Here is a 25,053-nt window from a genome sequence, read left to right on the forward strand (position 1 = left end):
ATGAAGATATTAAAAAAGATATTGAGAAGAATATATTTTGAAATTATTTGGAGGAAAAATATAATTAATAAAATATGGTTTGATGGAATAATAAAAATAGGTAAAAAAACAAAATTTTATCAACCATTAAAGTTGAAAAATGGGGGGGGGGGGGGGACGGTAATAATTGGAGAAAATTGTTCCTTTGGTTTTAGATATGGTGGAAGATTTAAAAATGGAGAAATAGAAATACAAACAAGAAGTAAGGAAGCAAAAATAGAAATAGGAAATAATGTAGCTACTAATAATAATATTTTTTTATGTAGTAGGAAATTTATAAAAATAGGAGATAAAACTTTAATCGGTAGAGATGTTGTAATAATGGATCATAATGGACATGGGATTAAAGTCGATGAAAGAAGTTTACCAGGAACAGCAAGAGGAATAGAAATAAAAGAGAATGTTTGGTTAGGAAATAATGTTGTTATACTACCTGGGACGCTAATAGGAAAAAATTCAATAGTTGGAGCTAATAGTGTTGTGAAGGGAATTTTTCCAGAGAATGTAATTATTCAAGGAAATCCAGCTAAAATAGTAAAAAAAATAGAGGTAAATGAATGAAGGAAAAATATAAATTAATTAATTTTGATGAATTTGGAGATGAAAACGGAAAACTAGTTGCCATAGAAAATAATAAAAATATTCCTTTTGATATTAGAAGAATATTTTATATTTATGGAACAAAAAATGGAGTTGTAAGAGGGCAACATGCAAATAGAATTTCAAGATTTATATTAATATGTTTAATGGGGAGTTGTGAAGTTAAAGTTTATGATATGAAAGAAAAAATAGAGGAAAATTTTAAACTTGACTCTGCAACTAAAGGCTTATATCTCGATAGAATGATCTGGAAAGATATGTATAATTTTTCTGAAGATTGTGTACTGTTAGTTTTATCTGATTCAGAATATATAAAGGATGAATATATTTATGAAAAAAATTAAATTAGAAGGAAATTTAATTGATTTAAGGTTAGTCAAAGAAAGTGATGCTAAATTTATTATGAATTTGAGAACAAACGAAAATATCTCAAGATTTATATCACTAACGAGTGTAAATATTAACGAGCAAATACAATGGATTAAAAATTATAAACTTCGTGAAGAGAAAAAAGAAGAGTTTTATTTTATAGTTGAAAATAAAAATGGACTTTCTTGTGGAACAGTAAGAATTTATAATATCAATTATAAGAGTAAGGAAACTACTTGGGGAAGTTTTATATTAGATAAGATAAGACCAGAAGGAGCTTCTAATGAAGTAATAGATCTTTCTTTAAATTTTATTTCGAAGGAGTTAAAATTAGAAAAAGTTTATCTAGATGTTAGAAAGGAAAATTATAAAGCGATACATATTTATGAAAAAAATAAATTCATTAGAATAAAGGAAGATGATAAAAACTATTATTATTTGAGAAGGTTGGGATAAAATGAAAGGAATAATATTAGCAGGAGGAAGTGGAACAAGATTATATCCATTAACAAGAAGCGTATCAAAACAAATATTACCAATATATGATAAACCAATGATATATTATCCTCTTTCTGTACTTATGCTGGCAGAGATAAGAGAGGTATTAATAATTTCTACTCCTAGAGATCTAAGATGTTTTAAAGAATTACTACAAGATGGTAGTGAACTTGGAATGAAAATAGAGTATAAAGTACAAGAAAAGCCAAATGGTTTAGCAGAGGCATTTATAATAGGAGAAGAGTTTATAGGAGATGAAAGTGTAGCTTTAGTTCTAGGAGATAATATCTTTTTTGGACAAGCTTTTTCACCTATCTTAAGAAAAGCAGCTAAATTAGAAAAAGGAGCAGAGATTTTTGGTTATTTAGTAAAAGATCCTAGATCTTATGGTGTGGTAGAATTTGATAAAGATAGAAATGTAATTTCATTAGAAGAAAAACCAGAGAATCCAAAATCTAAATATGCAGTGCCAGGACTTTATTTTTATGATAATCGTGTAGTAGAGAAAGCTAAAAGTATAAAGCCAAGTAAAAGAGGTGAATTAGAGATAACTGATTTAAATAGATTATATTTAGAAGAGAAAACTCTGAAAGTAAATCTATTGGGAAGAGGATTTGCTTGGTTAGATACAGGAACACATAAGAATCTATTACAAGCATCCAATTTTATAGAAACAGTGCAAGAGAGACAAGGAAATTATGTAGCTTGTATAGAAGAGATAGCATATAGGAATGGATGGATAAGCAAAGAAAGGTTATTTAAGTTAGCGGCTCCATTATTAAAAACAGATTATGGAAAATATTTAATAGAGATAGCTAATGAATGAGTATGCTTTTTAATAGTAATGGAATATTAGAATTCTTGAGATAAAAGGATTTTTTAATAAAGAATTAAATTTAAGATAAATTTTAAAATCTTAGTGGAGATTTTAATTATTAAAAAATTTACTATACCAAATAAGTAAAGAATCATTTGACTTTAATTCCCCAGTATGTTACAATAACTTCAAATAGAATTTTGAAATCTTATAAATATATTTTAAGGATGGTGCAAATGAAAAAAATATTATTATTAATGGCAGTTTTATCAGTAGTAGCTATTTCAGCTGAAGTAAAAGAAGGAGTAGGAAGAGGATATAAAGGAGATATAAAATTATCTGTAGAGGTAGAAGGAGATAAGATAGTTGATATCAAAGTGCTTGAGTCTAAAGAAACTCCTAGAATAGGTGGAAAGGCACTACCTAAATTAATTGAGCAAGCTATTGCAAAACAAACTGTAGAGGTAGATACTGTAGCTGGAGCAAGTAATACTTCAAGAGGATTTAGAGAAGCATTAGCTAATGCTTTAGGAAAATAGTTTTTAAATTTAGAAGAAAAGAGGTTTTTCTATGAAAAAAATATTAACTTTAATATTGGTAATTGTTATGGGATCAATGACTTTTGCTATAGATAGTTATATAAGAGTTGGAGCTATCAGTGGAGTGGCTTCATATAATAAAGAAGAGAAGGCTTTCTCTCATTATGCACCTGTGCTTGGGGCTGAGGTAACACAAGGACTCTTGTTTGCAGATGTAGGTGCTGGAATTGCTTTTAATGGAAAAACTGGTGGTAGTGATATAGGAACGATTCCTGTATATTTAGTAGCAAGAATTACTCCTATCCCAATTATATTTGAACCATATCTAACTTTAAAATATGGAACAACATTAATTACAGATGAAAGTGTTGGAAATTCAAATCCAGAGGGAAAAGGGTATTATGGAATAGGAATAGGAGCTAATTTTACTTCTTTACAAGTTGAAGCACTTTATTCCAATACAAAAATCAATGGAGATAATAGAGGTAAAGATAATTTAGAACAAATTTCTTTGGTTTTTGGTTATAAATTATTCTAAATATGATAATTACATAATATTAGTTACCAATGGGAACAGCCTTAAAAAAAGAGTGTTCCCTTTTATTTTACTTGAATTTATTTAGAGATAGAAGGAGAAAATAGTGCTTTATTACAAAGTTTATGGGAAAAGTCCTGAAAAAGAGTGGTTAATTTTAATTCATCCTCTAGGAGGAAGTTCGAAAGCTTTTTATAGACAAATTAAGGAATTTCAAAAATATTTTAACTTATTGACTCTTGATTTACCTGGTCATGGACGTAGTCAAGATATGGATATATTAGCTTTAAATATAGATACAGTCACTAAAGAAATTTATGAGGTATTAAAAAAGGAAAATATTGAAAGTACTTATTTATTAGGAGTATGTCTAGGAAATGTAATAGTAGATTTACTTATAAAAGAGAATAGGATAAAGATAAAAGGTGTTGTATATGGTGCTGCTGTTACAAAATTAAATTATTTTCATACATTTTTATTGAATGTAGGGAAAGTTATAAAGAAATTTTCTAGTCACTCTTTTCTATATACCCTCTTTGCTTATATAATTATACCTACTCAAAAAAAATCTAGATTAATTTTTATTGCAGAAGCCAAAAAAATGAAAAGAGAAAATTTCTTTAGATGGTTTCAATTGATAGTAGATCATAAAAATTTTTATAATACTTTTAATTCAAATAGTGAAATTCCTAGTTTATATATTTATGGAGATGAAGATTATCTTTTTATAAAGAAAACAAAAGAATATATTAAAGGAAAGAAAAATAAGGAATTATTAGTGATAAATAACTCAGGTCATATGTGTAATATTGATAATTTTAGATATTTTAATAAAGTAGCATTAGAATTTTTAACTTTTTTAAATTAAGTACTGAGATGGAAGTTCGGAAATAGTATTTACATGAATAATATTTTAAAATTTTAGAATGAGAAGTTTTTTTAAAATTAAAAATTAATAACGTGATTTTAATTAATAATTTTATTTGTTATTTTTATACTTAAATAGTAAAGTTATATTGATTTTAATCAGGTTATGTGCTATAATAATACCAAATAAATTTTAAGTTTGATAAAATATAAATTGGCAATGATACAAGTAGCTTTTTTATCTTTAATTAAATTTGAAATTTAGAAGTAGAAAATTCTACAAATATATTATATGAGGGTGGTGCAAATGAAAAAAATATTATTTATGATGGCAGTTCTATCAGTAGTAGCTATTTCTGCAGAAGTAAAAGAAGGAGTAGGAAAAGGATACAAGGGAGATATAAAATTAGGAGTAGAAGTAGAAGGAGATAAAATAGTTGATATTAAAGTACTTGAATGCAAAGAGAGTGCTAATATAGGAGGGAAAGCACTACCAAAATTGATTGAGCAAGCTCTTGTAAAACAAAGTGCTGATATAGATAATGTAGCTGGAGCAAGTAGAACTTCAAAAGGATTTAAAGAAGCATTAAACAACGCTTTAGGAAAATAGTCTTATATTTTTATTATACACTTTAAATTGAATAGAATTATTTTGTAATTTTTGGATATTCTTTGATTTTAAGGAATGTCCTTTTTTATTTTTTGAATTTATAAAAAATAATTTGTTGAGAATAACAATTTATGAGAAGTTCGTCTTTTTTAGGAAAAAAGTGCTTGACAAACTAAAGAATAAGGAGTAATAAAAAGATTGGAGAGTTATTTAAAAATATAGGGGATGAGAAGATGAAAGAAAGATTTATAAAAAATTTGAAAAGGTACTATAAAAATAAGGGAATGAATTTGAAATTGTCCACTATAGTAATGATATTACTTGGGAGTGTATCATATGGGAGTACAATTGAAACAATTATTGGAGGAAAGATAGAGTATACAGATGGAAAATATTATTATAATAGTGGTAATGATAAAACTGAAATAATAGATAATATTTTGGAAATTAATAAAGATATTCATCTTAATGATACAGGAAGTATTTTAAAAGGATTAAGAATAGAGAATACAGTTACAAATTCAAATATTGATATAGTAATTAATGGTGACATAAAAACTGATGCAACAGAATGGATGAACTATTTGATTGACAATCGTGGAACTGTAGGAAATATAACAATAAATGGAAATTTTGAAACTGGAAAGAGTTTCATAAATTATGGAATAATGAATGATGGCAGTATAAAGAAAATAGAAAATAATGGAGTTTTAAAGTCTGAAGCTAGATATTTAATTAATAATAGCTCAAACATTGATAGTATTGTAAATAACAATAAGATGCTTATGGAATTATATCAAAGGGATGAAGGTAAGTTAATATCTAATGCTGGATTACCAGAAGATGATTCTAAAATAGGAAATATAGAAAATAATGGAATAATGATGATGAGCTTAAATAAGGAGCAAAAGAAAGTAACTAGGGCAGATATTATACATAATGGTGAAGGAAAAAAAATAGGAAATATAACAAATAATGGAAGACTTACTACTAATATAATAGCTGAAGGACCAATAGGAAATTCTATTATTATAACAGGTATATATTCAAATGGGAGCATAGATAGTATAGAAAATAATGGAATAATAGAAGGGTTTGTATATATTCCAGGGAATTCTTATTATATAGGTATAGAAACATATTCAGGAAGTAATACAAAAAAATTAAGAAATAATGGAATTATTTATAGTGGTACAAATGATACAAAAAACTATCCAGTAATGTATGGTGTACTTTTATCTAAATCACCAAGCGAATTTATTAATAGGGGAATTATTTATGGAAAAAGGCAAGCTGTATTAGGAAGTGGAAAAAATTATGGATTATTGTTACAAGAGACAGAAAGTAAAGCATCAGATATGACTGATAATGGATTAAAAGTAAAAGTTAATGGTGAAAATGATTATACGATATTAAAAACTGGAAATAATAATTCAACTGTCAATATAGATGGAACAACTTTTACTGTAAAAAATGCTTCAGAGAAAAAAGAAAGTGAAAAAACTATTGGAACAAATAGTATAGAAGTAACTGGAGAAGTAAGTAATACAATTTATAATGGGATAACAGATACAGTTAAGGTAACTGGAGAAAATGCTAGTCTTGATAATGTAACTGTAAATGCCTATACAAGTGCTATAGTTTTTGGAGAGAGTGGAGGAAATTTAACTTTAAATAACAGTACAGTAAATGGAGGAATAGATAGAAAATATGATAATACAGGAGTACTTTTATCCTCTTCTGCAATTATAAAAGGAGGAAAAGGCGCTGATACTTTAACAGTAATGGGAGATACTAAGTTAAATGGAAAAATAGATCTGTCAGAAGGAGAAGACACTATAAATTTTGGAGAAAAAGTTCAAGCAGAAAAAAGTTATGCTGCAAATGCTAGCACTGAAAATACTTCTACTATGACTATTTTTGATGATATTTCTGGAGTAGAAAATATTAATATAAATGAGGATGTAACCTTATTTGAAACAGCAAAAGTAACTGGTGCAAAAAATATAGAAATTGGAGAGGGAAAAGAGCTAGGACTTAAACTAAAGAATGAAAATGGAAATTTCACACATTCTCTTACAGGAAATACAGGTCTTAAAATCTCTGGATTAGGAACTAAGGAAAGTACAGGGAAAATAAATCTTATCTCTTCAGAAGTAGGAGAAAATACTATAATTGATATGAAGGGGATAGATGTTAGTAACGTAGCTTTCGGAACAAGTAGTATTCTTGATAAAGTAGAAGTAACATTTGATGGTGATATAGAAATAGAAATAGGTAAAAATTTGGAAGATGTAATTGTAAATGCTACAGATCCAAACCCAGATCCAGAACCTGATCCAGACCCAGAACCTGATCCAGATCCAGAGCCTGATCCAGACCCAGAACCTGATCCAGACCCAGAGCCTGATCCAGATCCAGACCCTAATCCAGATCCAACAGATCCGCCGATAGACCCAAATTTACCTGAAGCTATTAATTATAATAGTTTAAACGACATATATATGAGTATTGTAGCAAATCCTGAAAATGTCACAGAACTAAAAAAATTAATAGGAAGTAATGCAAGAATGAGGGCAATGGCGACTGAACAAGAAGCAAATTTACTTAATTTCTTGGCTGAAGTATATACTGCAACACCGTACTCACTATCCTCAGAACTTTCAAGGAAATCTGTAGAAAACTTTAGTAATATTATAATGGATAAAGATTTAAGACCTAATAATAAAAAATGGAGCGTATTTGGAGGATTTTCACATTTAGCTGGAGATATAGAAAATAGCTATTTTGGACAAAATAAATATACATGGGATACTAAAGAGAGAATAAATGATGTAGAAAATACATTAACTGGATTGTATGCAATTGGGGAATATGGCGTTAGTGATACATTCTCATTAGGATTACTTTTTGGTGCTAATAACTTAGAAAGTAAACTAGCTAATTACTCCAAAGTTGATGGAACAGGGGTATATTTGAGTGGATTTATGAAAAAATATGTAGGAAACTTTAGATTATTAGCTGGAATAGGTTATCAATATGGAGATTATACAGCAGATAGAAGTATCTCAGGAGTTGACAAGATAAGAACTTATGCAGCTGATTACAATGATAAGACATTGAATCTTTATACAGATGTTAAATATTCTTATATGCTTACAAAAAATCTTTATATAGAACCAAGTATTAGATTAAATTATATCAATATTTCACAAGATGGTGTAAACGAAAGTGGAGCTCTTTCTATACAAACTGATTCAAAAGATTTTGACTATACAACTTTAAGATTTGGAGTAGATTTAAGAAAGGATTTTCATTTTACTAGTGTTAAACAAAGCCTAAGTTTAGGTACTTACTATGAAAAAATGTCAAGTGGAAATGAAAATGAAAAAATAACTGCTAGATTTAATGGAGGTTCTGATTTTAATCTTCTAGTAGCTGGAAAAGGTGGAGATAGAATTGGAGTGAAAGCTAAATATGGAATAGAAGCAGGAAATGGACTCTCATTTGATTTTAGTGTAGACTATGGTTTTGAAAAAGATATAAATATAGGAGATACAAAACGTACAAATAAAGGAGAATGGAGAATAGGAGCAGGATTAGGATACAAATTTTAGAAAATAAAAGAGCAAGTGGCTTAGCCAACTTGCTCTTTATTTTTTAAATATATTATTTTTTAAATATATTATTTTTTAAATATATTATTTTTTAAATATATTATTTTTTAAATATATTATTTTTTAAATATATTATTTTTTAAAAATCTGAGATACTCTCTTCAGTTGTTTCAGTATCTAACTCCTTATGAGAGAGTATCAATTTTACCTGGGTAATTCTTTTATCTTTTACCTTGAGTACCTCTAATGTTACGTTATTATATTCAAGGATAATATTTTCCTCTTCATTTGGTATTTTCTCAAGTTCTCCTATTATAAATCCAGATAGTGTATCATAGTTATCAGAATGAAGATTTAATCCTAGTTCATAGTTAAGAGTATCAAGCGAGAAAAGTCCATCTACAAGATAAGTATTTTCTTCTAAAAGAGTCATTTTAGGCTCCTTATCCTCATAATCTTCTTCAATTGAACCTACAATCTCTTCTATCAAATCTTCCATAGTAACTATTCCAGAAAAACCACCATATTCGTCTATAATAATAGCCATAAATATTTTAGAGGTCTGCATCTCTTTAAAAAGCACATCTATTTTTTTAGTTTTTGGGATAAAATAAGGTTCTCTTATTATAGAGCGAATATCTACATTATCAAACCCTTTTTTTCTGGCTTCTAAAATAAAATCCTTTATGAACAAAATACCAACTATATTATCAATCTCTTTGTCAAATACTGGAACTCTCGAATATTTTTTATTTAAAAGTTCATCTAGGTACTCATCTAGTGGAGCATTGATATCTATCATATAGGTATCAATTCTTGGAGTCATAATCTCTTTTGCAGATTTATTATCAAATGAAAGAACAGAAGTAATCATATCTTTTTCTGTTTTATTAAAAACTCCATGTAATTGTCCAACTTCAAGAAGTGATTTTATCTCTTCTTCAGATACTTGCTCTTCAATATTATCTATCTTAAACCCAAGTAGACGAAGTATAGTATTAGTTGAAAAAGATAGCAACTTTATAAAAGGAAAGGTAATTTTTGCTATTACATATATAGGCCTTATAGCAAACATACTTATAGCTTCAGCTTTATGTAGAGCTATTCTTTTTGGAACTAGTTCTCCAAATACAAGTGTAAAATAAGATAAAATTATAGTTACAATAATAATGGAAATCTCCTTTGTGTATGGAAGATTAAAGATAACTAGTCTTTTACTTAAGACCTCAGCAAATCCAGTAGCAGCTGATGCACTGGCAAAGAATCCAGACAAAGTTATAGCAACTTGAATAGTTGATAAGAAATTTGTAGGTTCTTCTAAAACTTTTTGTATAAGCTTAGCTGTTTTGTTTCCATTTTCTGCAAGTAGATTGATTTTGTTTTTGTTGATGGAAACCATAGCTATCTCTGTACAAGCAAAGAAAGCGTTTGTCATAGTTAAAAAGACTAAAAATAAAAGATTTAAAAAAAGATTAAATTGGGGATCCGTGTCCATTTTAAAATTCCTCCTTATAAATATAATTTAATTGACAGTGATGTCAAATTGTTGACTTAATGTAGTTACTAAACTTGTTTTAGTAATGATACCTTTTAAAATTCCATTTTCATCTACAACTGGAAGGCTTGAAAGACTATTTTCATTGACAATCTTTAGTACATCTATTATGGAATTTTCTGGCCCAGTTGTGAATTTTGGAAATTCTAATATCTCTTTTACAGGTTTATAGTGATCCTTTTCTTTTTGTATAAGTTCACCACTAATTATTCCTTCAAATTTTCCTTTTCTATCAATAGCTAAAAGTGAATCTACTCTTTCATGTCTCATTTTTCTCATACATTTGAATAATGTAATTTCAGTAGAGCAAGTAATAGGGGTATCTAGCATGATATCTTTTACTTTGATATATTCTGGAGATGACCAGATTCTATTTTTTCCTACAAAATTACTTACAAAATCATTTACTGGATTTTTTAAAACTGTTTCTGGATCATCATGTTGAACTACTTTTCCAGTACCCATGATACAAATTTTATCGGCAATCTTAATAGCTTCATCCATATCATGACTAACAAAAATGATAGTCTTTTTATACTGTGTTTGTATATTTATTAGTTCATCTTGTAGTTGTGAACGAGTAATTGGATCAAGTGCAGAAAATGGCTCATCCATAAGTATTATATCTGGATTTGTCATAAAAGCTCTAGCTATACCAACTCTTTGTTGTTGTCCACCACTTAGTTGCCTAGGGTATCTATTAGCAAATTTATCGTAAGATAAACCTACCATTTCCATAAGTTCCTTAACTTTTTCAACTCTTTTTTCTTCTGGAACTTTTTCAAGTTTAGCTACAAGTTCAATGTTTTCTTTTATTGTCATGTGAGGAAAAAGGCCAGTTTGTTGTATAACATATCCTATACCCCTTCTCAGTTGAATTATATTTTTTTTAGAGATATCTTCTCCATCTATTAAAATTTTTCCAGAAGTAGGTTTAATGAGACCATTTATCATCTTAAGTGTAGTTGTTTTTCCACATCCAGATGGACCTATGAAAACAGTGATACTTTTATCATCAATTTTTAAATTTACATCATGTAAAACAATATTATTTTTAAATATTTTATTAACTCCTATAAACTCTATCATAATATACCTCCTAAGCAATTATTTTTCTAATATCAAGTTATTTTCAAGTAAAAATTCATGTGCTACAACTTGAGGATCTTTTTTCTCGGTATCTACCTCATTGTTTAATTTTCTCATAACTTCATTAGTAAGTATTTCAGATAGAGAATTAACAATCTCTTTTAATTCTGGATATTTTTCAATAATTTCTCTTCTAACTAATGGAACAGCATGATATGGAGGAAAGAAATTTTTATCATCTTCTAAAAGTACCAAATCATAAGTATCAATCAGTCCATCAGTAGAAAATGCATTAATTACATCACTTTTTCCACTATCTATTGCTTGGTAACGAAGTGCTCCGTCCATAGATATAATATCTTTAAAAATTAAAGATTTATAGTTTTTAGCAAGTCCTGGATAACCATCATCTCTATTTGTGAATTCAAATGTAGGAGTAAGAACAAGTTGAGAACTTACTTTTGATAAATCACTTATAGTTTTAAGATTATATTTTGTAATAGTATCTTTTCTTAATGCTAGCGCAAATGTGTTGTTAAATGCATATTCAGCTCCAACATAGAGTTTATATTTATCCTCAATCTCTTTTTTAGTTATATCATACACATCATTAGATTTTATATTCTCAGATATAGGGTCATGTTTTAAGACATCTATTAAAATAGTACCAGTATAATCAAGATACATATCTACTTCTCCAGAGTTTATAGCTCCAAATATAATTTGAGTTCCTCCAAGAGCAAGTTTTCTATTGACTTTTATATCAGTTTTATTTTCTATCAATTCTGAAATCATATTTCCAAGTATAATCTGTTCTGTAAAATCTTTACTTGCTACTGTTATACTCTTAATCTTGCTTTCAGAAAATTTTTCGAAAAGAGTTTTTCCAGTAGAAAAAAGTATAGCTATTATACAAAAAGAAAATATAATCTTTTCAAATAATGAAACAGTTTTGTTTTCAGAATCTTCTTTTATAATTCCTTTAGGGACAACTAGCCTTTCAATTATAGAGGCACTCCAATCTATAAAAAGAGCTAAAAGACAAGCAGGGATAGCTCCAGCTAATATTTGATAGCTGTTAGCAGTCCTGATACCTGAAAAGACTAAATATCCAAGTCCACCTGCTCCTACAAATGCTGCAATAGTCATAAGTCCAACGGCAGTTACAGCTGATATACGTACACCAGCCATGATAACAGGAAGTGCCATAGGAATCTGTATTTTAAAGAGAACTTGCAATTTTGTAAGTCCTATTCCTTCTGCTGCTTCTATCATCTGTGGGTTTATTCCTTCAATACTTGTATATGTATTTTTTATAATAGGAAGTAGTGAATAAAGAACGACCATAAATATTGATGGCATAACTCCAATTCCAAGAAATGGTATAAGAAAACCTAAAAGTGCCATACTTGGAATAGCTTGAATAGTGTTAGCAATTCCCATCACAGCCTTATTCATCGTCTTAAAATGACTTATTAGTATTCCAATAGGAATTCCAATAAATATAGCTAAAGTTACAGATGTCACAGTAAGATTTATATGGTCTATCAAAAGAGATAGAATTTGATTTTGTTCCTGTATAAGATAAGTAAAAAAATCCATATATACCTCCTAAAGCATAGTATAAAAACACCCTAACAGAGTTAGGGTGTTTTAAACTACTAAATTTTTTAGTACAAATAAAAAAGCCTGAACTCTTTTCAATGCTGACGAGGTTAGCTGTCGGACTCGGATTGAAAAGTATCCTATTCCCTAAGGAAATTCGCCCCAGAATTATGGGTCCCCCGCTTTATATCTGAAAGTTAAGATATAAATTAAGCAAATTACTTTTAAATATTATACATTATTTTTCATTAACAGTCAAATTATATTTATTTAAAGTTTATTATAGCTTTAAAAAAAATTTTCAAATGAAATAAAAATAAAAAAACTATACTTTTTTAGGAAAGTATGATATAAATAGACAAATAATTAAAATTTACTGATAAACTTTTTAAGGAGGAGATGTATGAAGAAAAAAATGATGATTTTGTTATCTTTTGCAATGTTGGGATTACTTGCAGGTTGTGGTGGAGCGAGTAAAACTGAAAAGCAAGCAGAGAAAGATACGTTAGTGTTTTCACAAATATCTGAGGGAAAGACATTAGATCCACAAGATACTACTGAACAATATTCACAAAGGGTTATTACTGTAATTTATGATAGATTAGTAGAGATAGATGAGATGACTGGAAAAATAGTTCCAGGTCTTGCAAAAAGTTGGGAACAATTAGATGATAGAACTATATTATTTCATTTAAATGAAGGAGTACTATTTCACAATGGAGAGAAATTTACAGCTGAAGATGTAAAGTTTACATTGGAAAGAGCTAAGAAATTACCAAAAGTAGCTCATCTATATACTCTTATAGACAATATAGAAGTGGTAGATGAAAATACTATAAAAATTCACACAAGTGAGCCATTTGCTCCATTACTTGCTCATTTGAGTCATAAGACAGCCTCTATAATAAGTAAAAAATATTATGAAGAGAAGGGAGACGATGGTTTTTATAATCCAGTTGGGACTGGACCATATAAATATAAGGATTGGAAAGTTGGAGATAGAATAACACTAGAAGCAAACAATAATTATTTTGGACATAAGCCATCTATTAAATATATTGTGATAAGAGCTATTCCAGAAGAAAATAGTAGTGTAATAGGATTAGAAACTGGAGAAATAGATATGACTGCAGATTTAAGTGCAGAGTCAAGAAGACTTGTATTGAACAATTCAGAATTATTATATAAAGAAAATAGTGGGATAAGTGTGAATTATGTTGGATTAAATACTGCTAAGGGAATCTTAAAGGATAAAGATGTGAGAAGAGCAATAGCTATGGGAATAAATAGAGATGCAATAATAAAAAGTATACTTTTAGATTCGGTAGAAAAAGCTAATAGTTTTATAGCTCCAGGAACTTTTGGTTATACTCCAGAAGCTAAAACTTTGGAGTATAATCCAGAAGAAGCTAAGAAAATAATAAAAGAAAAAGGTTTAGTTGGTTCAAAATTAACTATTGGAGTAAGTAACAGTCCTATTAGAATGCAAATGTCAGAAATAATTCAAGCTCAGTTAAAAGAGATAGGATTAGATGTCACAGTAGAGTCTTTAGAGTGGGGGGCTTTTTTAACAGCTACAGGAAGAGGGGACTTGGATATGTTCAGTTTAGCTTGGGGTCCATCTACTTATGATGGGGATTATGGATATTATCCTAATTTTCATAGTTCACAATTGGGATCAGCTGGTAACCGTTCTCAATATGTAAATCCAGAAATGGATAAATTATTAGATGCTGCTAAAAAAGAGATAGATGTAGAAAAAAGAAAGGAATTATATAAACAAGTAGCTAATATAATCTATACAGATGTACCAGTTATTCCTATGTATTATGCAAATAATACAGTGGCTTCTACTAAATATGTAGAGGGGATGAAACCTACTTCATATATTCTTTTCAATGAACTAAAATTTAAAGTATCAGATAAATAAAATTGGAGGATATAAATGAAAAAAAGACTTATAAATTTAGCTGAAGAGTTGACTAATACTTTTGGTGCACCAGGTTTTGAAGATGAGGTAATAGAAAAAATAAAATCTCATTTGGAATTTTTAGATTTTGAAAGAGACTCAATGAACAACTTATATGCAGGGCTAGCTCAAAGAGATACGAGTAAACCAACAGTAGCACTTGATTGTCATACTGATGAGGTAGGATTTATAGTGGAGAATATCAATAGAAATGGCTCTATAAATTTTTTGCAACTTGGAGGTTGGTATATAGGAAATATACCAGCTAGTAGTGTTGTAATAAAAAATGAAAAAGGAGAAAAATATTTAGGAACAGTAACCTCTAAGCCACCTCATTTTATGAATGAGGAGGAAAAGGGAAGACTTCCTAAGATGTCAGAATTGACAATAGATATAGGAACTAGTAGTTATGAAGAAACTACTGAATTATATGGAATAGAGATAGGGAATCCAATAGTTCCAGATGTAAAATTTACTTATGATGAGAAGATAGGGGTTATGAGAGCAAAAGCTTTTGATAATAGGCTTGGTTGTGTAGCTGCTATTGAAGTTTTATCATCATTAAAAGATAGAAAAAGTAATGTAAATGTAGTAGGAGCTTTTGCTTCTCAAGAGGAAGTAGGACTAAGAGGAGCACAAGTAGCAGCTTATAGGGTCAAACCAGATTTTGCTATTGTATTTGAAGGATCTCCAGCGGATGACAGTTTTAAAGATTCTTCATCAGCTCATGGGGCTTTAAAAAAAGGAGTTCAACTGAGAGTTGTAGATGGGGCAATGATATCTAATCCGAGAGTTTTAAGGTTTGCTAAAGAAATAGCTAAGAAAAGAGGAATAAAATATCAAGTGATAGCTAGAGAAAAAGGGGCTACTAATGGTGGTAAATATCATATATCTGAAACAGGAATTCCAGTTTTAGTTCTAGGAATACCAACTAGATATATACATACTCACTATTCTTATGCATCAATAGATGATTTGATATCAGCTATTGATTTAGCAAAAGGAATAATAGAAGAGTTAACTATGGATATAATAAAATCTTTTTAAAAGAGATAGTATAGCTATATTTAGTAGTTAGAGATATACTACCATAAAAATAAGGAGCGTTGTAAAATTTTTACAACAGCTCTTTTTTTTAAACCTTTAATTTTAGCTTTTATAAGTTATTAAAATTTTATTTTATAAATACAACAATATATCTTTACTACAATAAAGCACAGAGTATTTATTCAAAGAAGCGAGAATATTTTTTCTAGTAGTTATAGGAAGTATATTAGAGAAAATATTTTTCTTAGAGATCAACCCTTCTTCCATAAAAATAATATTCTCAGGAATAGTATAACTATCTTCTATCTTGCTAAATCCCTCTACTTCAATATTTTCAGAGGAGAAAATAAGAGATTTTTTATTTTTTAGTATTGAAAAGTCAATTTTTTTACCAACTATATAGAAAGAGTATCCCTCTTGAAAATCATCAGCTATATCCACACAGCTTAAAGTTTTTTTAGAAGGGACTTCATCAGTTATAAGGAGAACCTTTTCTTCTAAACTCTTATAGTACAAACCAATAGTTTGTATAACTGTATTGATTCCTCTACCTTTTTCTATAATAGCTAAAGTATTTTTTTTCTCTTTGAATACAGAAATAAGAATATTTTTCTGTACAGAGTTATAGTTAAAATCTCCAAGTAGGAAATTTTTTATATCTCTAAAAAGTTCTCCCTGCTTTAATGAATAGGATACAAACTCATAATCTCTATCTATTACAAGGTGTACATTGTAATTTTCCTCTTTAAGAATGATATCTTTAATACTAACTTTAAAATTATATCCATAGTTTTTTCTCATCTCCAGTAGAAGATAAGCAGTTTGATTATCGAGTGTAGTCAGATAGTTTCTATTGAGAGTAACATCTACTTCATAGCCATGATAGACTAACTTTAAATCAGAGTTTTCTAATTTTTTTCTAGTATATATTACTGTTTCAATAGGAAAAACTGTATTATATAGAGAGTTATATCTCTCATAGATATTCTCCTCTTTTCTAGGAAGCTGCATATCTTCCACATACATTTTATACATATATCTATCTTTGAAAGTTTCTAATTTTAATTTAAAGGCTATGTCAGCATGAGAGATTGAAGCTATCTCATTAAAAACATCATCACTACTAAACCAAACACAATTTCTTATCTCAAGATTATCCTTTCTCACATTAAACATAGTATGGTTTTTCTCTTTACCAATAGGACGGACTCCAGATATTTCACAATTATTTAAAGCAAAAAGTGGAGATGGGTTACCAAAACCAAAAGGTTCTAAAAGAGAAATTTTATCTATAAAGTCGTAGGAGATTTTATAGGCTGGTATAGTTATATCTAATTTTACAGGTTTTATTAAGGATGACTCTGGAATATTTTCTTTAGCATACTCATTTATTCTCTTAGAGAATTCATCTATATTTTCTATATTGATTGAAAATCCAGCTGCTCCAGCATGTCCACCATATTTCACAAAAAGTTCTTTCATGGTATTGAGAGCTTCTATCATATTAAATCCCTCTATACTTCTACATGAGGCAGTGGCTATACCCTCATCTGGTTTTATCTCCATGATGATAGTAGGCTTATAGTATCTATCTAAAATTTTAGAGGCGACTATTCCAATTACTCCGTGATGAAATCCTTCCTCTGCTACTACTAAGACACTATCTTCAAAAAGTTTTTCATTTTCGATTTTAAAAAGAGCTCTTTCTAAAATCATCTCCTGTATCTCTTTTCTTTCAGCATTATTATTTAAAAGCTCATTTATTATCTCACTACATACTCTATGGTCTTTTTCTATAAATAACTCTACAGCTCTTTTAGCATCTTCTAATCTTCCAGCAGCATTAAATATTGGAGCTATAATAAATCCAATATCATAGGTATTAAATTTTTTTGTCTTATAATCTTCAAATATTTTTTTTATAAGCATACTTATTCCAAGCCAATGACTTTTATTAAGCTGCTCCATTCCAAATTTTGTGAAGATTCTATTCTCTTCTAAAAGAGGCACTATATCAGCTACTGTTCCTATTGCAACAATATCTAAATATTTATATAACTCCTCTTTTTTTTCTAGTCTATCAAAGAGAGCATAGATAAGCATAAAAGCCGTTCCTACTCCAGCCATATATTTAAAAGGAAACTGATTGTCCTCTCTTTTGGGATTGATTACAGCATAAGCTGGGGGATTGCCATTATTAATCTCGTGGTGATCAGTAACTATAATCTCTAAACCTAAAGAGTTGGCATACTCTATCTCAGGATGAGCAGAGATACCACAGTCTACAGTAATAATTACCTTTCCCCCTTGAGATTTTATATAGTCCATAGCTTCTTTGTTGAGTCCATATCCTTCATCTCTTAGAGGAATATAGTATCTAGGGGTAATTCCTATCTCTGATAGAGCAAGATAACACAAAGAGGTAGAGGTAATTCCATCTACATCATAATCTCCATATATCCATACCTCTTCTTTATTTTTTTTAGCTTGCAGTATTCTTTCTATTGCTATATCCATATCTTTTAATAAAAGTGGGGAGTGTATATTATCTAAAGAGGTATTTATAAATTTATATATTTTCTCTTCATCTCTAATATCTCTATTGTATAGTAGATTTAAAATATCTCTATCAATGTTAAGATTAGATAGTAAATTAGGAATATTTTTATATATCCACCTTGTATTTCTCATTTTATCTCCTTTTAAAAACTATAGAGTTTTAAATAAAATATATAGGTTATAAACATATTTTGTAAAAAGAATCTTTCTTCAGGAATAACAATCGATGAAAGATTGATATCATTATTATCTCCAAAAAATAGAAGATTTACGTACTCCTCTCCATACACATAAGCTATTAATGTCTTTATTTTACTTCCTTCATATTTAGTGAGAAGATCTTTTAAAATTTTAGTACCTTCTTGAATATTATTCTTTACATCAAATAATTCAAAGAAATCTAAGGAACTATTTTCGTTATATGAAATATTCATAATACCAAATTTTGAATCTTTAGATATATAATAAGGATTAAATTCTGATATAGTATGTATAATTGTATAAATTAACTCTTGTGGAACATCATAAGTTTTAGAGCATTCTTGAATAATATCTTTATAATATAGAGGAAAATTATAACCTATAAGATTATTATATTCAGAAAAATTATTCAAAGATTTAAATGAGTTTTTAAATGCTAACTCATAAAAATTTCCGTTTTCTAGAACTAAAGTTGTAGCTAGAGTTGCTTCAGTCGTATTTTTTTTAGCAAAACTACTTTTAATAAAGGCTACTCTTAAGATATCTCTATCTTTTAAATTAGCTATGTCAGAGAGTTGTTTTATCTCTAGACTATCAGCTTTTGGAATAAAATCTCTAGGTAAAAATTTTTGATCTTTTAAGATTAAATCTGAAAAATTCATTAAGTTTTCCAAAGAATTTAAATTGTTGATAGATATTTTTCCACTTTCAAGATATTTTTTAAAATAGAGACTTGAATATGTATTGGGATATTTTTGTACTATATTTTTGGCAGCTGAAAATGAAGCTTTTTGATCGCCAATATAAATATAACAAAATGCCATCATAGAATCTACAATAATATTTTTTTCTTTTACATTTTTTAGATTATCTAAAGAACTTTTGTAATCTTCAATGGCAAAATAGATACCTGCAGAATAATAATTAGCCTTTGAGTAAAATTCACCATCTTTAACAGAGTTAAAAAGAAATAAAGCTCTTGAAAAATCTCTTTTTTTGTAGAAAGCGATACCTCTATAGTACTTGAACATATCTTTAAACTCTTTATTGTAATTTTGAGTTAAATCTAAAACCTTTTTATAATCTTTTTTTTCAATTAGGAGTTCAAAATAATCTTTATATATTAATTCTTTTTCTTCTATAGAAAGATTTTTTTTACTTAAAAGCAAAGAGTAGAATTCATCAGCTTTAATATATTCTTTTTTAGAAACATAAAATTTAGCTATTTTTAATAGGTCTGTAGTATAAAATTCATCAATCATATCAAAGTTATATTCAAATTTTAGTTCTAATTTAGCTTTATAGGTAGAAGAAAAATCTTTTAATATTTCTAATGCTTTTTTTTCATAGCGAGCTACAAAAGGATAATATACATCAGAACTTACTCTATTTAGATAAATCATAGCTTTATTTTTATCCCCTATTTTTAAAAACGAATCACCAAGAGAAAAATCCCTTTCAGCAAAGATATGCAATTTTTCAGTTTCATAGTTATCGTTTAATAGAGATGATGAAATATAAACAGCTTTCTCTAAATAGTAAGCAGCATTTTTATAATCTCCTAATTTGTAATAATTCATTCCAATAAAAAAATAAGCATAATTATTAGATAATATTGCTGAAGAAGGGAAAGTTTTCAAAAGTGTTTCAAAATTTAATTGTGCTACAGCATAATCTTTTTTATAATAAGCCTTCTTTCCAGTTAAAAAAAGGGTATAATCCTGGTTGACATAACTAAAACTTTTATCAAAGTATATAAAAATAAGAAAAATTAAAATAAATTTTTTCATAATTGAGCACCTCGTCCATGATATATGTATAATTATCTCAAAATTATTGAAAAATGGCAATGGATTTTATAAAAAATATCTTGAAATTATCTGCAAAGTGTTAGATAATTAAGGGGAACAATAGATTTTTATAGGAGGTGAGCTTTTGGGAAAAATAAAAATATTAGATGAGTCTGTTTCAAATATTATTGCTGCTGGTGAAGTTGTAGAAAATCCAGCTAGTATGATAAAAGAACTCTTAGAAAACTCATTAGATGCAGAGAGTAAAAATATTAGAATAGAGGTAAAAAATGGTGGAAGAGATGTAATTATATCAGATGATGGGATAGGAATGTTACAAGATGATTTACTACTTTCTATAGAGAGACATGCAACAAGTAAAATTTCAAAAAAAGATGACTTGTATAATTTGTATACTTATGGATTTAGAGGAGAGGCTCTTTCTTCTATAAGTGCAGTAGCAAAACTAAGTATTTCATCTAGAACGGCTGACTGTGAAGTAGGATCACGTATTACAGTTTTAGGAGGAAAGGTAACAAGTTTAAAAGATATACAAAGAAATAGAGGGACTACTATTGAGATAAGTGAATTGTTTTTTAATACTCCAGCTAGATTGAAATTTTTAAGAAAAGTAACTACGGAGTATATGAATATAAAAGATATAGTTATACAAGAGGCTTTATCTAATCCAGAGGTTGCTATAGTTTTAGTACTAGATGGAAAAGTGAGTATAAAGACAAGTGGAAATGGAATAGATAATACAATAATTGAAATATTTGGAAAAAATATATTAAAAAATATGAAAAAATTTAAATTGGGATATTTGGGAAATGGTGCTATATATAGAAGTAGTAAGGATTCTATTTTTATCTTTGTAAATGGAAGAATAGTAAAATCTAAAATAGTTGAAAGTGCTGTGATAGATGGTTATTATACAAAGCTTATGAAAGGAAAGTATCCATTTGCAATAATATTTTTAGAGATAGAACCAAGAAATGTAGATGTAAATGTACATCCATCTAAAAAGGTTGTGAAGTTTGCTGATGAAGAAGCTATCTATAATTATGTTTTAAAAGAAATTGAAAAATCATTAGCTAGAGATGATAATTTTGTTTCTCCTACATTTCAAGAAAAAGTAGAAAAGGCTGAGAGTAAATTTTTAGATTTCTCAGAATTTGAAAAATTTATACCTGTAAAATCAGAACCGCAGCAACTACAAGAGCTGTTAAAAAAAGATAGTGAAAAAGAGAAAACTACTGAAAAAGAGGTAAAGTCATCTGATTATGATAAAGAAGAATTAGGAATAATTTCGAAAAAAATAGTTGATCAAAATATAGCTGAGGAAGAAATAAATTATTCTAAAGAAGAGAGAAATTATGATCGTTTTATAAATAACGAAAAAGAAATAAAAGAGAAAGTTAATTTAGAGTCTTTTGAGATAAAGGAAGAGTTAAAAGATAAAGAATTAGAAGTAAATTTTAGAGTGATAGGTCAAGTGTTCGATACATTCATTTTGGTTGAGAGAGATGGAGTATTTGAAGTTTATGATCAACATATAATTCACGAAAGAATTCTATATGAAAAATTAAAAGCTAAATACTATGGAACTGAAGTTAGCATGCAGCAACTTCTTGTACCTATTAGAATAACTATTGACCCAAGAGAAAGGGAGCTTATTTTTGAAAAAGAATATGAATTATTAAAAGCAGGATTTGAAATTGATAGATTTTCAGATAACGAAATACTTATAAGAGCTATTCCTATGCTAGAGTTTAAAGAGAGTATAGAAAATATTTTTAGAAATATTTTGAAGAATATTAAGGAAAATAAAAATATTGATATAAGAGAGAATATTCTAATATCTATGTCTTGTAAGGGAGCTATAAAAGCAAAAGAAAAATTAAGTCAGGATGAGATGGAGAAAATTATAAAAGAGTTACATCAAATAGGAGAATATACATGTCCACATGGTAGACCTATTATAGTAAAAATAACAAAAGATGATTTAGAAAAACTTTTTAAAAGAAAATAAGGAGAAAAATTTGAATATAAACATAGTATGTATAGGGAAAGTGAAGGATAAGTATATTATCGAAGGAATAAATGAATTCTTGAAAAGAATGCAATCTTTTGCTAAAATGAAAGTAGTAGAGTTAAAAGAAGATGGAAATGATAATAATAGAAATATTTCCATTGAAAAGGAGTCTGAAGATATATTAAAAACTCTTGAAAAATTAGGAGGATACAATATTCTTTTGGATATACAAGGAAGGAGTTATTCTTCTGAAGAGATGGCTAATGAAGTGGAAAAGATAATTGTAAAAGGAGCTAGTACAATAAATTTCATAATAGGGGGCTCTTATGGTGTTTCACAAAAAGTAAGAGATAGTAGTCATTTGAGACTTAGTTTTTCAAAAATGACATTTCCACATCAATTGATGAGATTAATTTTGATTGAACAGATATATAGATGGTTTAGTATAATAAATAATGGGAAATATCATAAGTAAAGTAGAAGGAATTTGTAAGGAGGAAATTATATGTATTCACAAGGAGAAACTTTTTATCATAGCGTAGATGATAAAGAACTTGAGTTAAGTGTAGTAGAGAACATTAGTATGAAAGATAGGGAATATATTATAGCTGAAGATTATGATGGAGAATTACGTGTATTTGTTTATGATGAGGATGAAGAGGAAATATACTTACTAGAAGATTCAGATGCTATGGAAATAATTGAATATTGGCAAGATGAGTACATGTCTGGAAAAGATATAGGAGATTATGAAGATGATGAGTATTATGATAGGGAAGATAGAGAGTACGATGATAGATATGATAATGAAGATTACTATGAAGAAGAAGAAGAGGACTATTATTGATGAAAAAATTTATAATTAAAAGCACTGATAATTATGGAGAGAAAAATTTTGAAATAGTGAGTGGCGAATTACAAGATCAAAATGATCAACTTATCTATAAGTATACAAGTAAACTTGGTAAGTGTAAATTGATTTTTTCTAAAAGAAAGGTAAGTATATTAAGGCAAGGAGAAGTATTTACAAAGATAGATATAGATTTGGATAAAAAAACAGAATTTTGTTATGTAACTAAAGAGATAAAAAAGTATTTTGAAGTAGTGGGAGAAGAGATTAGTATAGATAGAGAAAAAAAGATATCAAAGGTTTCATATAAGATTTATGAAGGAATAGAGGAGTTAAATAAGATAACTGTAGCTATAAGAAGTTATTAGTGGAGGAGATATGAAAAAATTTATATATTTATGTTTAGTTCTACTATTGAGTAGTTGTACAAGTTTAGAAAGCTTTAAATCTAATTTTAATTTAAATGGAAAGAAAAAAGAAAATGAATCAGAAAAGAGTCTAAATACATATAATGAATTAGAAACTCAACAAATTATTTTAAATAGTTCAGCTCCAGCAGGAATACTTACAGATATATCAAATAGTTTAAAAAGAGGGTATGTAAGAGAGTATAATAGTAGTTATAGAAGTGATTATGAAGTATATGTAGGAGATACTTTATCTATTCCTTTAGCTTTAGGAGAAGATAGTTATAATGTATTTTTTGCACCCTTAGGTACTTCATATGAAATTGAAATAAGAGAGGGAAAATTATTTTTTAGAGGAATATATCAAGGAAACTATGAAATAATGTTATATTCTTCAGGATCATTTAGTAGAAAGATACTTATTAAAAATAAATTAAAATATGAATTTACAGAACAAAATAATTATGAAGTAATAGTAGAAAGCTATAAAAATTCTAATATGAAAGCTTTATCTGATAGTGTAGCTGTCCATAGAATAGCTTTTCCAAATAGTTTTAGAGATAAGGAAATATCTTTTTTACTTATAGATTTAGCTGGAAGAGATGGAAATGCTAAAATCATAAAAGAAGAGATTGATTTTTTACAAAAATATACAAAGTTAGATGAATATGATAAATTAAATATTGTTAATTCTTTAAAACTTATACAGGATAAAAATTTTGAGATAAGTTCAGCTTTGCTTGAATTTAATCCTTCATATATGAATTTAAATCAAGAAATAGCAAAACTAATAATGATTAAAGAAAATCCAACTCAAGATGAAATAATTTTTATGGAGAATCTATATAGAGTAACTCCAATGCTTGACTCAAATCTTGGAAATTTTATAGGAAACTGGTATATAAAAAATGGAGACGCTATGAAAGGAGCTATGTATTTAAATGCTAACGATGGAAATGGTGGAAATTTACCTTTGACTACTCCAATAATACCCAATCAATCTATAAACATGGATCAAGTAGTTACTCCAGAAGATTTAGAAGCTCAAAATTACACACAGTATCTAACTTTTTTTGAAGAAGGAAAGAAAAGATTTGAAAAGGAGAATTATGTAGAAGCAGGAATATATTTTGAAAAAGCTTTAGAACTCAATAAAAATTATGTAGAACAAAAAGAGATATATTTTTATTTAGGAGAGAGTTATTTTAAGACTGGAAATTATTCGGAAGCTATAAAAGATTATAAAAATTCTTTAAATTTAGAAAAAAATGATGAAAAAAAAGCAGAAATATATTATAATATAGGAATGGCATACGATAAACTTGGAGATAAAGAGCAAGCTGTAAATTATTTGACGTATGTGAGACAAAACTATGCTAATTCACCTTGGAGTGTAAAAAGCAGCCTATACCTCTTACAGCAGATGCAACAAAATCCAAAAAATAAAAAATAAGA

21 protein-coding genes and 1 riboswitch are annotated in these 25,053 nt (G+C 28.0%); of the genes, 16 read left to right on the forward strand and 5 right to left on the reverse strand.

The window, feature by feature from the left end:
* The 9 genes from DYA59_RS09590 (at position 1) to DYA59_RS02950 (ending at position 8,491) form a co-directional block, all read left to right on the forward strand.
* Positions 1-600, forward strand: a complete 600-nt coding sequence (locus DYA59_RS09590) for an acyltransferase (protein ID WP_115269199.1) — start codon at positions 1-3, stop codon at positions 598-600.
* Complete coding sequence (locus tag DYA59_RS02915) at positions 597-983, forward strand: sugar 3,4-ketoisomerase (RefSeq protein ID WP_115269201.1); 387 nt, start codon at positions 597-599, stop codon at positions 981-983. The genes DYA59_RS09590 and DYA59_RS02915 overlap by 4 nt, the downstream gene beginning before the upstream one ends.
* A complete protein-coding gene (locus tag DYA59_RS02920; protein ID WP_172606937.1) occupies positions 970-1,464 on the forward strand; it encodes a GNAT family N-acetyltransferase in 495 nt (164 codons plus the stop codon). Before DYA59_RS02915 ends, DYA59_RS02920 begins: the two co-directional genes overlap by 14 nt.
* Position 1,465: 1 nt before the next feature.
* Entirely contained in the window at positions 1,466-2,332 is an 867-nt protein-coding gene (gene rfbA, locus DYA59_RS02925; protein ID WP_115269205.1) for a glucose-1-phosphate thymidylyltransferase RfbA, read from the forward strand.
* Between the two features lie 227 nt (positions 2,333-2,559).
* Positions 2,560-2,862, forward strand: coding sequence for an FMN-binding protein (locus DYA59_RS02930; RefSeq protein WP_115269207.1), 303 nt, complete (start codon positions 2,560-2,562; stop codon positions 2,860-2,862).
* Between the two features lie 31 nt (positions 2,863-2,893).
* Complete coding sequence (locus DYA59_RS02935) at positions 2,894-3,400, forward strand: hypothetical protein (protein WP_115269209.1); 507 nt, start codon at positions 2,894-2,896, stop codon at positions 3,398-3,400.
* Positions 3,401-3,503: 103 nt separating this feature from the next.
* Entirely contained in the window at positions 3,504-4,265 is a 762-nt protein-coding gene (locus DYA59_RS02940) for an alpha/beta fold hydrolase (RefSeq protein ID WP_172606938.1), read from the forward strand.
* Positions 4,266-4,571: 306 nt separating this feature from the next.
* Entirely contained in the window at positions 4,572-4,874 is a 303-nt protein-coding gene (locus DYA59_RS02945; protein ID WP_115269213.1) for an FMN-binding protein, read from the forward strand.
* A 233-nt stretch (positions 4,875-5,107) separates the two neighbouring features.
* The gene (locus DYA59_RS02950; RefSeq protein WP_115269215.1) at positions 5,108-8,491 is read left to right on the forward strand and encodes an autotransporter family protein; all 3,384 of its coding nucleotides are present in this window, start codon (positions 5,108-5,110) and stop codon (positions 8,489-8,491) included.
* A 139-nt stretch (positions 8,492-8,630) separates the two neighbouring features.
* Here the strand turns inward: DYA59_RS02950 and DYA59_RS02955 are convergent, their stop codons facing one another.
* The 3 genes from DYA59_RS02955 to DYA59_RS02965 are packed head-to-tail and all read right to left on the reverse strand — an operon-like array spanning position 8,631 to position 12,737.
* Entirely contained in the window at positions 8,631-9,986 is a 1,356-nt protein-coding gene (locus DYA59_RS02955; RefSeq protein ID WP_115269217.1) for a hemolysin family protein, read from the reverse strand.
* A gap of 27 nt (positions 9,987-10,013) precedes the next feature.
* Positions 10,014-11,135, reverse strand: a complete 1,122-nt coding sequence (locus DYA59_RS02960; RefSeq protein WP_115269219.1) for an ABC transporter ATP-binding protein — start codon at positions 11,133-11,135, stop codon at positions 10,014-10,016.
* A gap of 18 nt (positions 11,136-11,153) precedes the next feature.
* Complete coding sequence (locus tag DYA59_RS02965; RefSeq protein WP_115269221.1) at positions 11,154-12,737, reverse strand: ABC transporter permease/substrate-binding protein; 1,584 nt, start codon at positions 12,735-12,737, stop codon at positions 11,154-11,156.
* 87 nt (positions 12,738-12,824) lie between these two features.
* Positions 12,825-12,966, reverse strand: a riboswitch (cyclic di-AMP (ydaO/yuaA leader).
* Positions 12,967-13,143: 177 nt separating this feature from the next.
* Here DYA59_RS02965 and DYA59_RS02970 point away from each other — a divergent pair.
* On the forward strand, positions 13,144-14,670 hold the full coding sequence (locus DYA59_RS02970) for an ABC transporter substrate-binding protein (RefSeq protein WP_115269223.1): 1,527 nt from the start codon (positions 13,144-13,146) through the stop codon (positions 14,668-14,670).
* A 15-nt stretch (positions 14,671-14,685) separates the two neighbouring features.
* Positions 14,686-15,756, forward strand: coding sequence for a M42 family metallopeptidase (locus DYA59_RS02975; RefSeq protein ID WP_115269225.1), 1,071 nt, complete (start codon positions 14,686-14,688; stop codon positions 15,754-15,756).
* A gap of 132 nt (positions 15,757-15,888) precedes the next feature.
* Here DYA59_RS02975 and recJ read toward each other — a convergent pair whose 3' ends face one another.
* Together recJ and DYA59_RS02985 are read right to left on the reverse strand one after the other, a co-directional pair.
* Entirely contained in the window at positions 15,889-18,447 is a 2,559-nt protein-coding gene (gene recJ, locus DYA59_RS02980) for a single-stranded-DNA-specific exonuclease RecJ (protein WP_115269227.1), read from the reverse strand.
* Positions 18,448-18,458: 11 nt separating this feature from the next.
* Positions 18,459-20,306 carry a transglycosylase SLT domain-containing protein gene (locus tag DYA59_RS02985; protein ID WP_115269229.1) on the reverse strand — a complete coding sequence of 616 codons (1,848 nt, stop codon included), beginning with the start codon at positions 20,304-20,306 and terminating at the stop codon, positions 18,459-18,461.
* Positions 20,307-20,451: 145 nt separating this feature from the next.
* Here DYA59_RS02985 and mutL point away from each other — a divergent pair, with 145 nt between their 5' ends.
* From mutL to DYA59_RS03010, 5 genes are read left to right on the forward strand one after another with little or no spacing between them, the layout of a single operon-like run.
* Positions 20,452-22,338, forward strand: a complete 1,887-nt coding sequence (mutL, locus tag DYA59_RS02990; RefSeq protein WP_115269231.1) for a DNA mismatch repair endonuclease MutL — start codon at positions 20,452-20,454, stop codon at positions 22,336-22,338.
* A 10-nt stretch (positions 22,339-22,348) separates the two neighbouring features.
* Complete coding sequence (gene rlmH / locus DYA59_RS02995; RefSeq protein WP_115269233.1) at positions 22,349-22,816, forward strand: 23S rRNA (pseudouridine(1915)-N(3))-methyltransferase RlmH; 468 nt, start codon at positions 22,349-22,351, stop codon at positions 22,814-22,816.
* Positions 22,817-22,846: 30 nt separating this feature from the next.
* Positions 22,847-23,188, forward strand: coding sequence for a hypothetical protein (locus DYA59_RS03000; RefSeq protein WP_115269235.1), 342 nt, complete (start codon positions 22,847-22,849; stop codon positions 23,186-23,188).
* Positions 23,188-23,559, forward strand: coding sequence for a DUF1934 family protein (locus DYA59_RS03005; protein ID WP_115269237.1), 372 nt, complete (start codon positions 23,188-23,190; stop codon positions 23,557-23,559). The genes DYA59_RS03000 and DYA59_RS03005 overlap by 1 nt, the downstream gene beginning before the upstream one ends.
* Positions 23,560-23,569: 10 nt before the next feature.
* A complete protein-coding gene (locus DYA59_RS03010; protein WP_115269239.1) occupies positions 23,570-25,051 on the forward strand; it encodes a tetratricopeptide repeat protein in 1,482 nt (493 codons plus the stop codon).
* Positions 25,052-25,053 lie beyond the last annotated feature (2 nt).

This window comes from Fusobacterium necrogenes (genome assembly GCF_900450765.1).
Lineage (GTDB): Bacteria > Fusobacteriota > Fusobacteriia > Fusobacteriales > Fusobacteriaceae > Fusobacterium_A > Fusobacterium_A necrogenes.

Bases quoted from the DNA above. Each gene is read 5' to 3' on its own strand.
- DYA59_RS09590 (WP_115269199.1), top strand. From the start codon at position 1: ATGAAGATATTAAAAAAGATATTGAGAAGAATATATTTTGAAATTATT.
- DYA59_RS02915 (WP_115269201.1), top strand. From the start codon at position 597: ATGAAGGAAAAATATAAATTAATTAATTTTGATGAATTTGGAGATGAA.
- DYA59_RS02920 (WP_172606937.1), top strand. From the start codon at position 970: ATGAAAAAAATTAAATTAGAAGGAAATTTAATTGATTTAAGGTTAGTC.
- rfbA (WP_115269205.1), top strand. From the start codon at position 1,466: ATGAAAGGAATAATATTAGCAGGAGGAAGTGGAACAAGATTATATCCA.
- DYA59_RS02930 (WP_115269207.1), top strand. From the start codon at position 2,560: ATGAAAAAAATATTATTATTAATGGCAGTTTTATCAGTAGTAGCTATT.
- DYA59_RS02935 (WP_115269209.1), top strand. From the start codon at position 2,894: ATGAAAAAAATATTAACTTTAATATTGGTAATTGTTATGGGATCAATG.
- DYA59_RS02945 (WP_115269213.1), top strand. From the start codon at position 4,572: ATGAAAAAAATATTATTTATGATGGCAGTTCTATCAGTAGTAGCTATT.
- DYA59_RS02950 (WP_115269215.1), top strand. From the start codon at position 5,108: ATGAAAGAAAGATTTATAAAAAATTTGAAAAGGTACTATAAAAATAAG.
- DYA59_RS02955 (WP_115269217.1), bottom strand. From the start codon at position 9,986: ATGGACACGGATCCCCAATTTAATCTTTTTTTAAATCTTTTATTTTTA.
- DYA59_RS02960 (WP_115269219.1), bottom strand. From the start codon at position 11,135: ATGATAGAGTTTATAGGAGTTAATAAAATATTTAAAAATAATATTGTT.
- DYA59_RS02965 (WP_115269221.1), bottom strand. From the start codon at position 12,737: ATGGATTTTTTTACTTATCTTATACAGGAACAAAATCAAATTCTATCT.
- DYA59_RS02970 (WP_115269223.1), top strand. From the start codon at position 13,144: ATGAAGAAAAAAATGATGATTTTGTTATCTTTTGCAATGTTGGGATTA.
- DYA59_RS02975 (WP_115269225.1), top strand. From the start codon at position 14,686: ATGAAAAAAAGACTTATAAATTTAGCTGAAGAGTTGACTAATACTTTT.
- recJ (WP_115269227.1), bottom strand. From the start codon at position 18,447: ATGAGAAATACAAGGTGGATATATAAAAATATTCCTAATTTACTATCT.
- DYA59_RS02985 (WP_115269229.1), bottom strand. From the start codon at position 20,306: ATGAAAAAATTTATTTTAATTTTTCTTATTTTTATATACTTTGATAAA.
- DYA59_RS03000 (WP_115269235.1), top strand. From the start codon at position 22,847: ATGTATTCACAAGGAGAAACTTTTTATCATAGCGTAGATGATAAAGAA.
- DYA59_RS03005 (WP_115269237.1), top strand. From the start codon at position 23,188: ATGAAAAAATTTATAATTAAAAGCACTGATAATTATGGAGAGAAAAAT.
- DYA59_RS03010 (WP_115269239.1), top strand. From the start codon at position 23,570: ATGAAAAAATTTATATATTTATGTTTAGTTCTACTATTGAGTAGTTGT.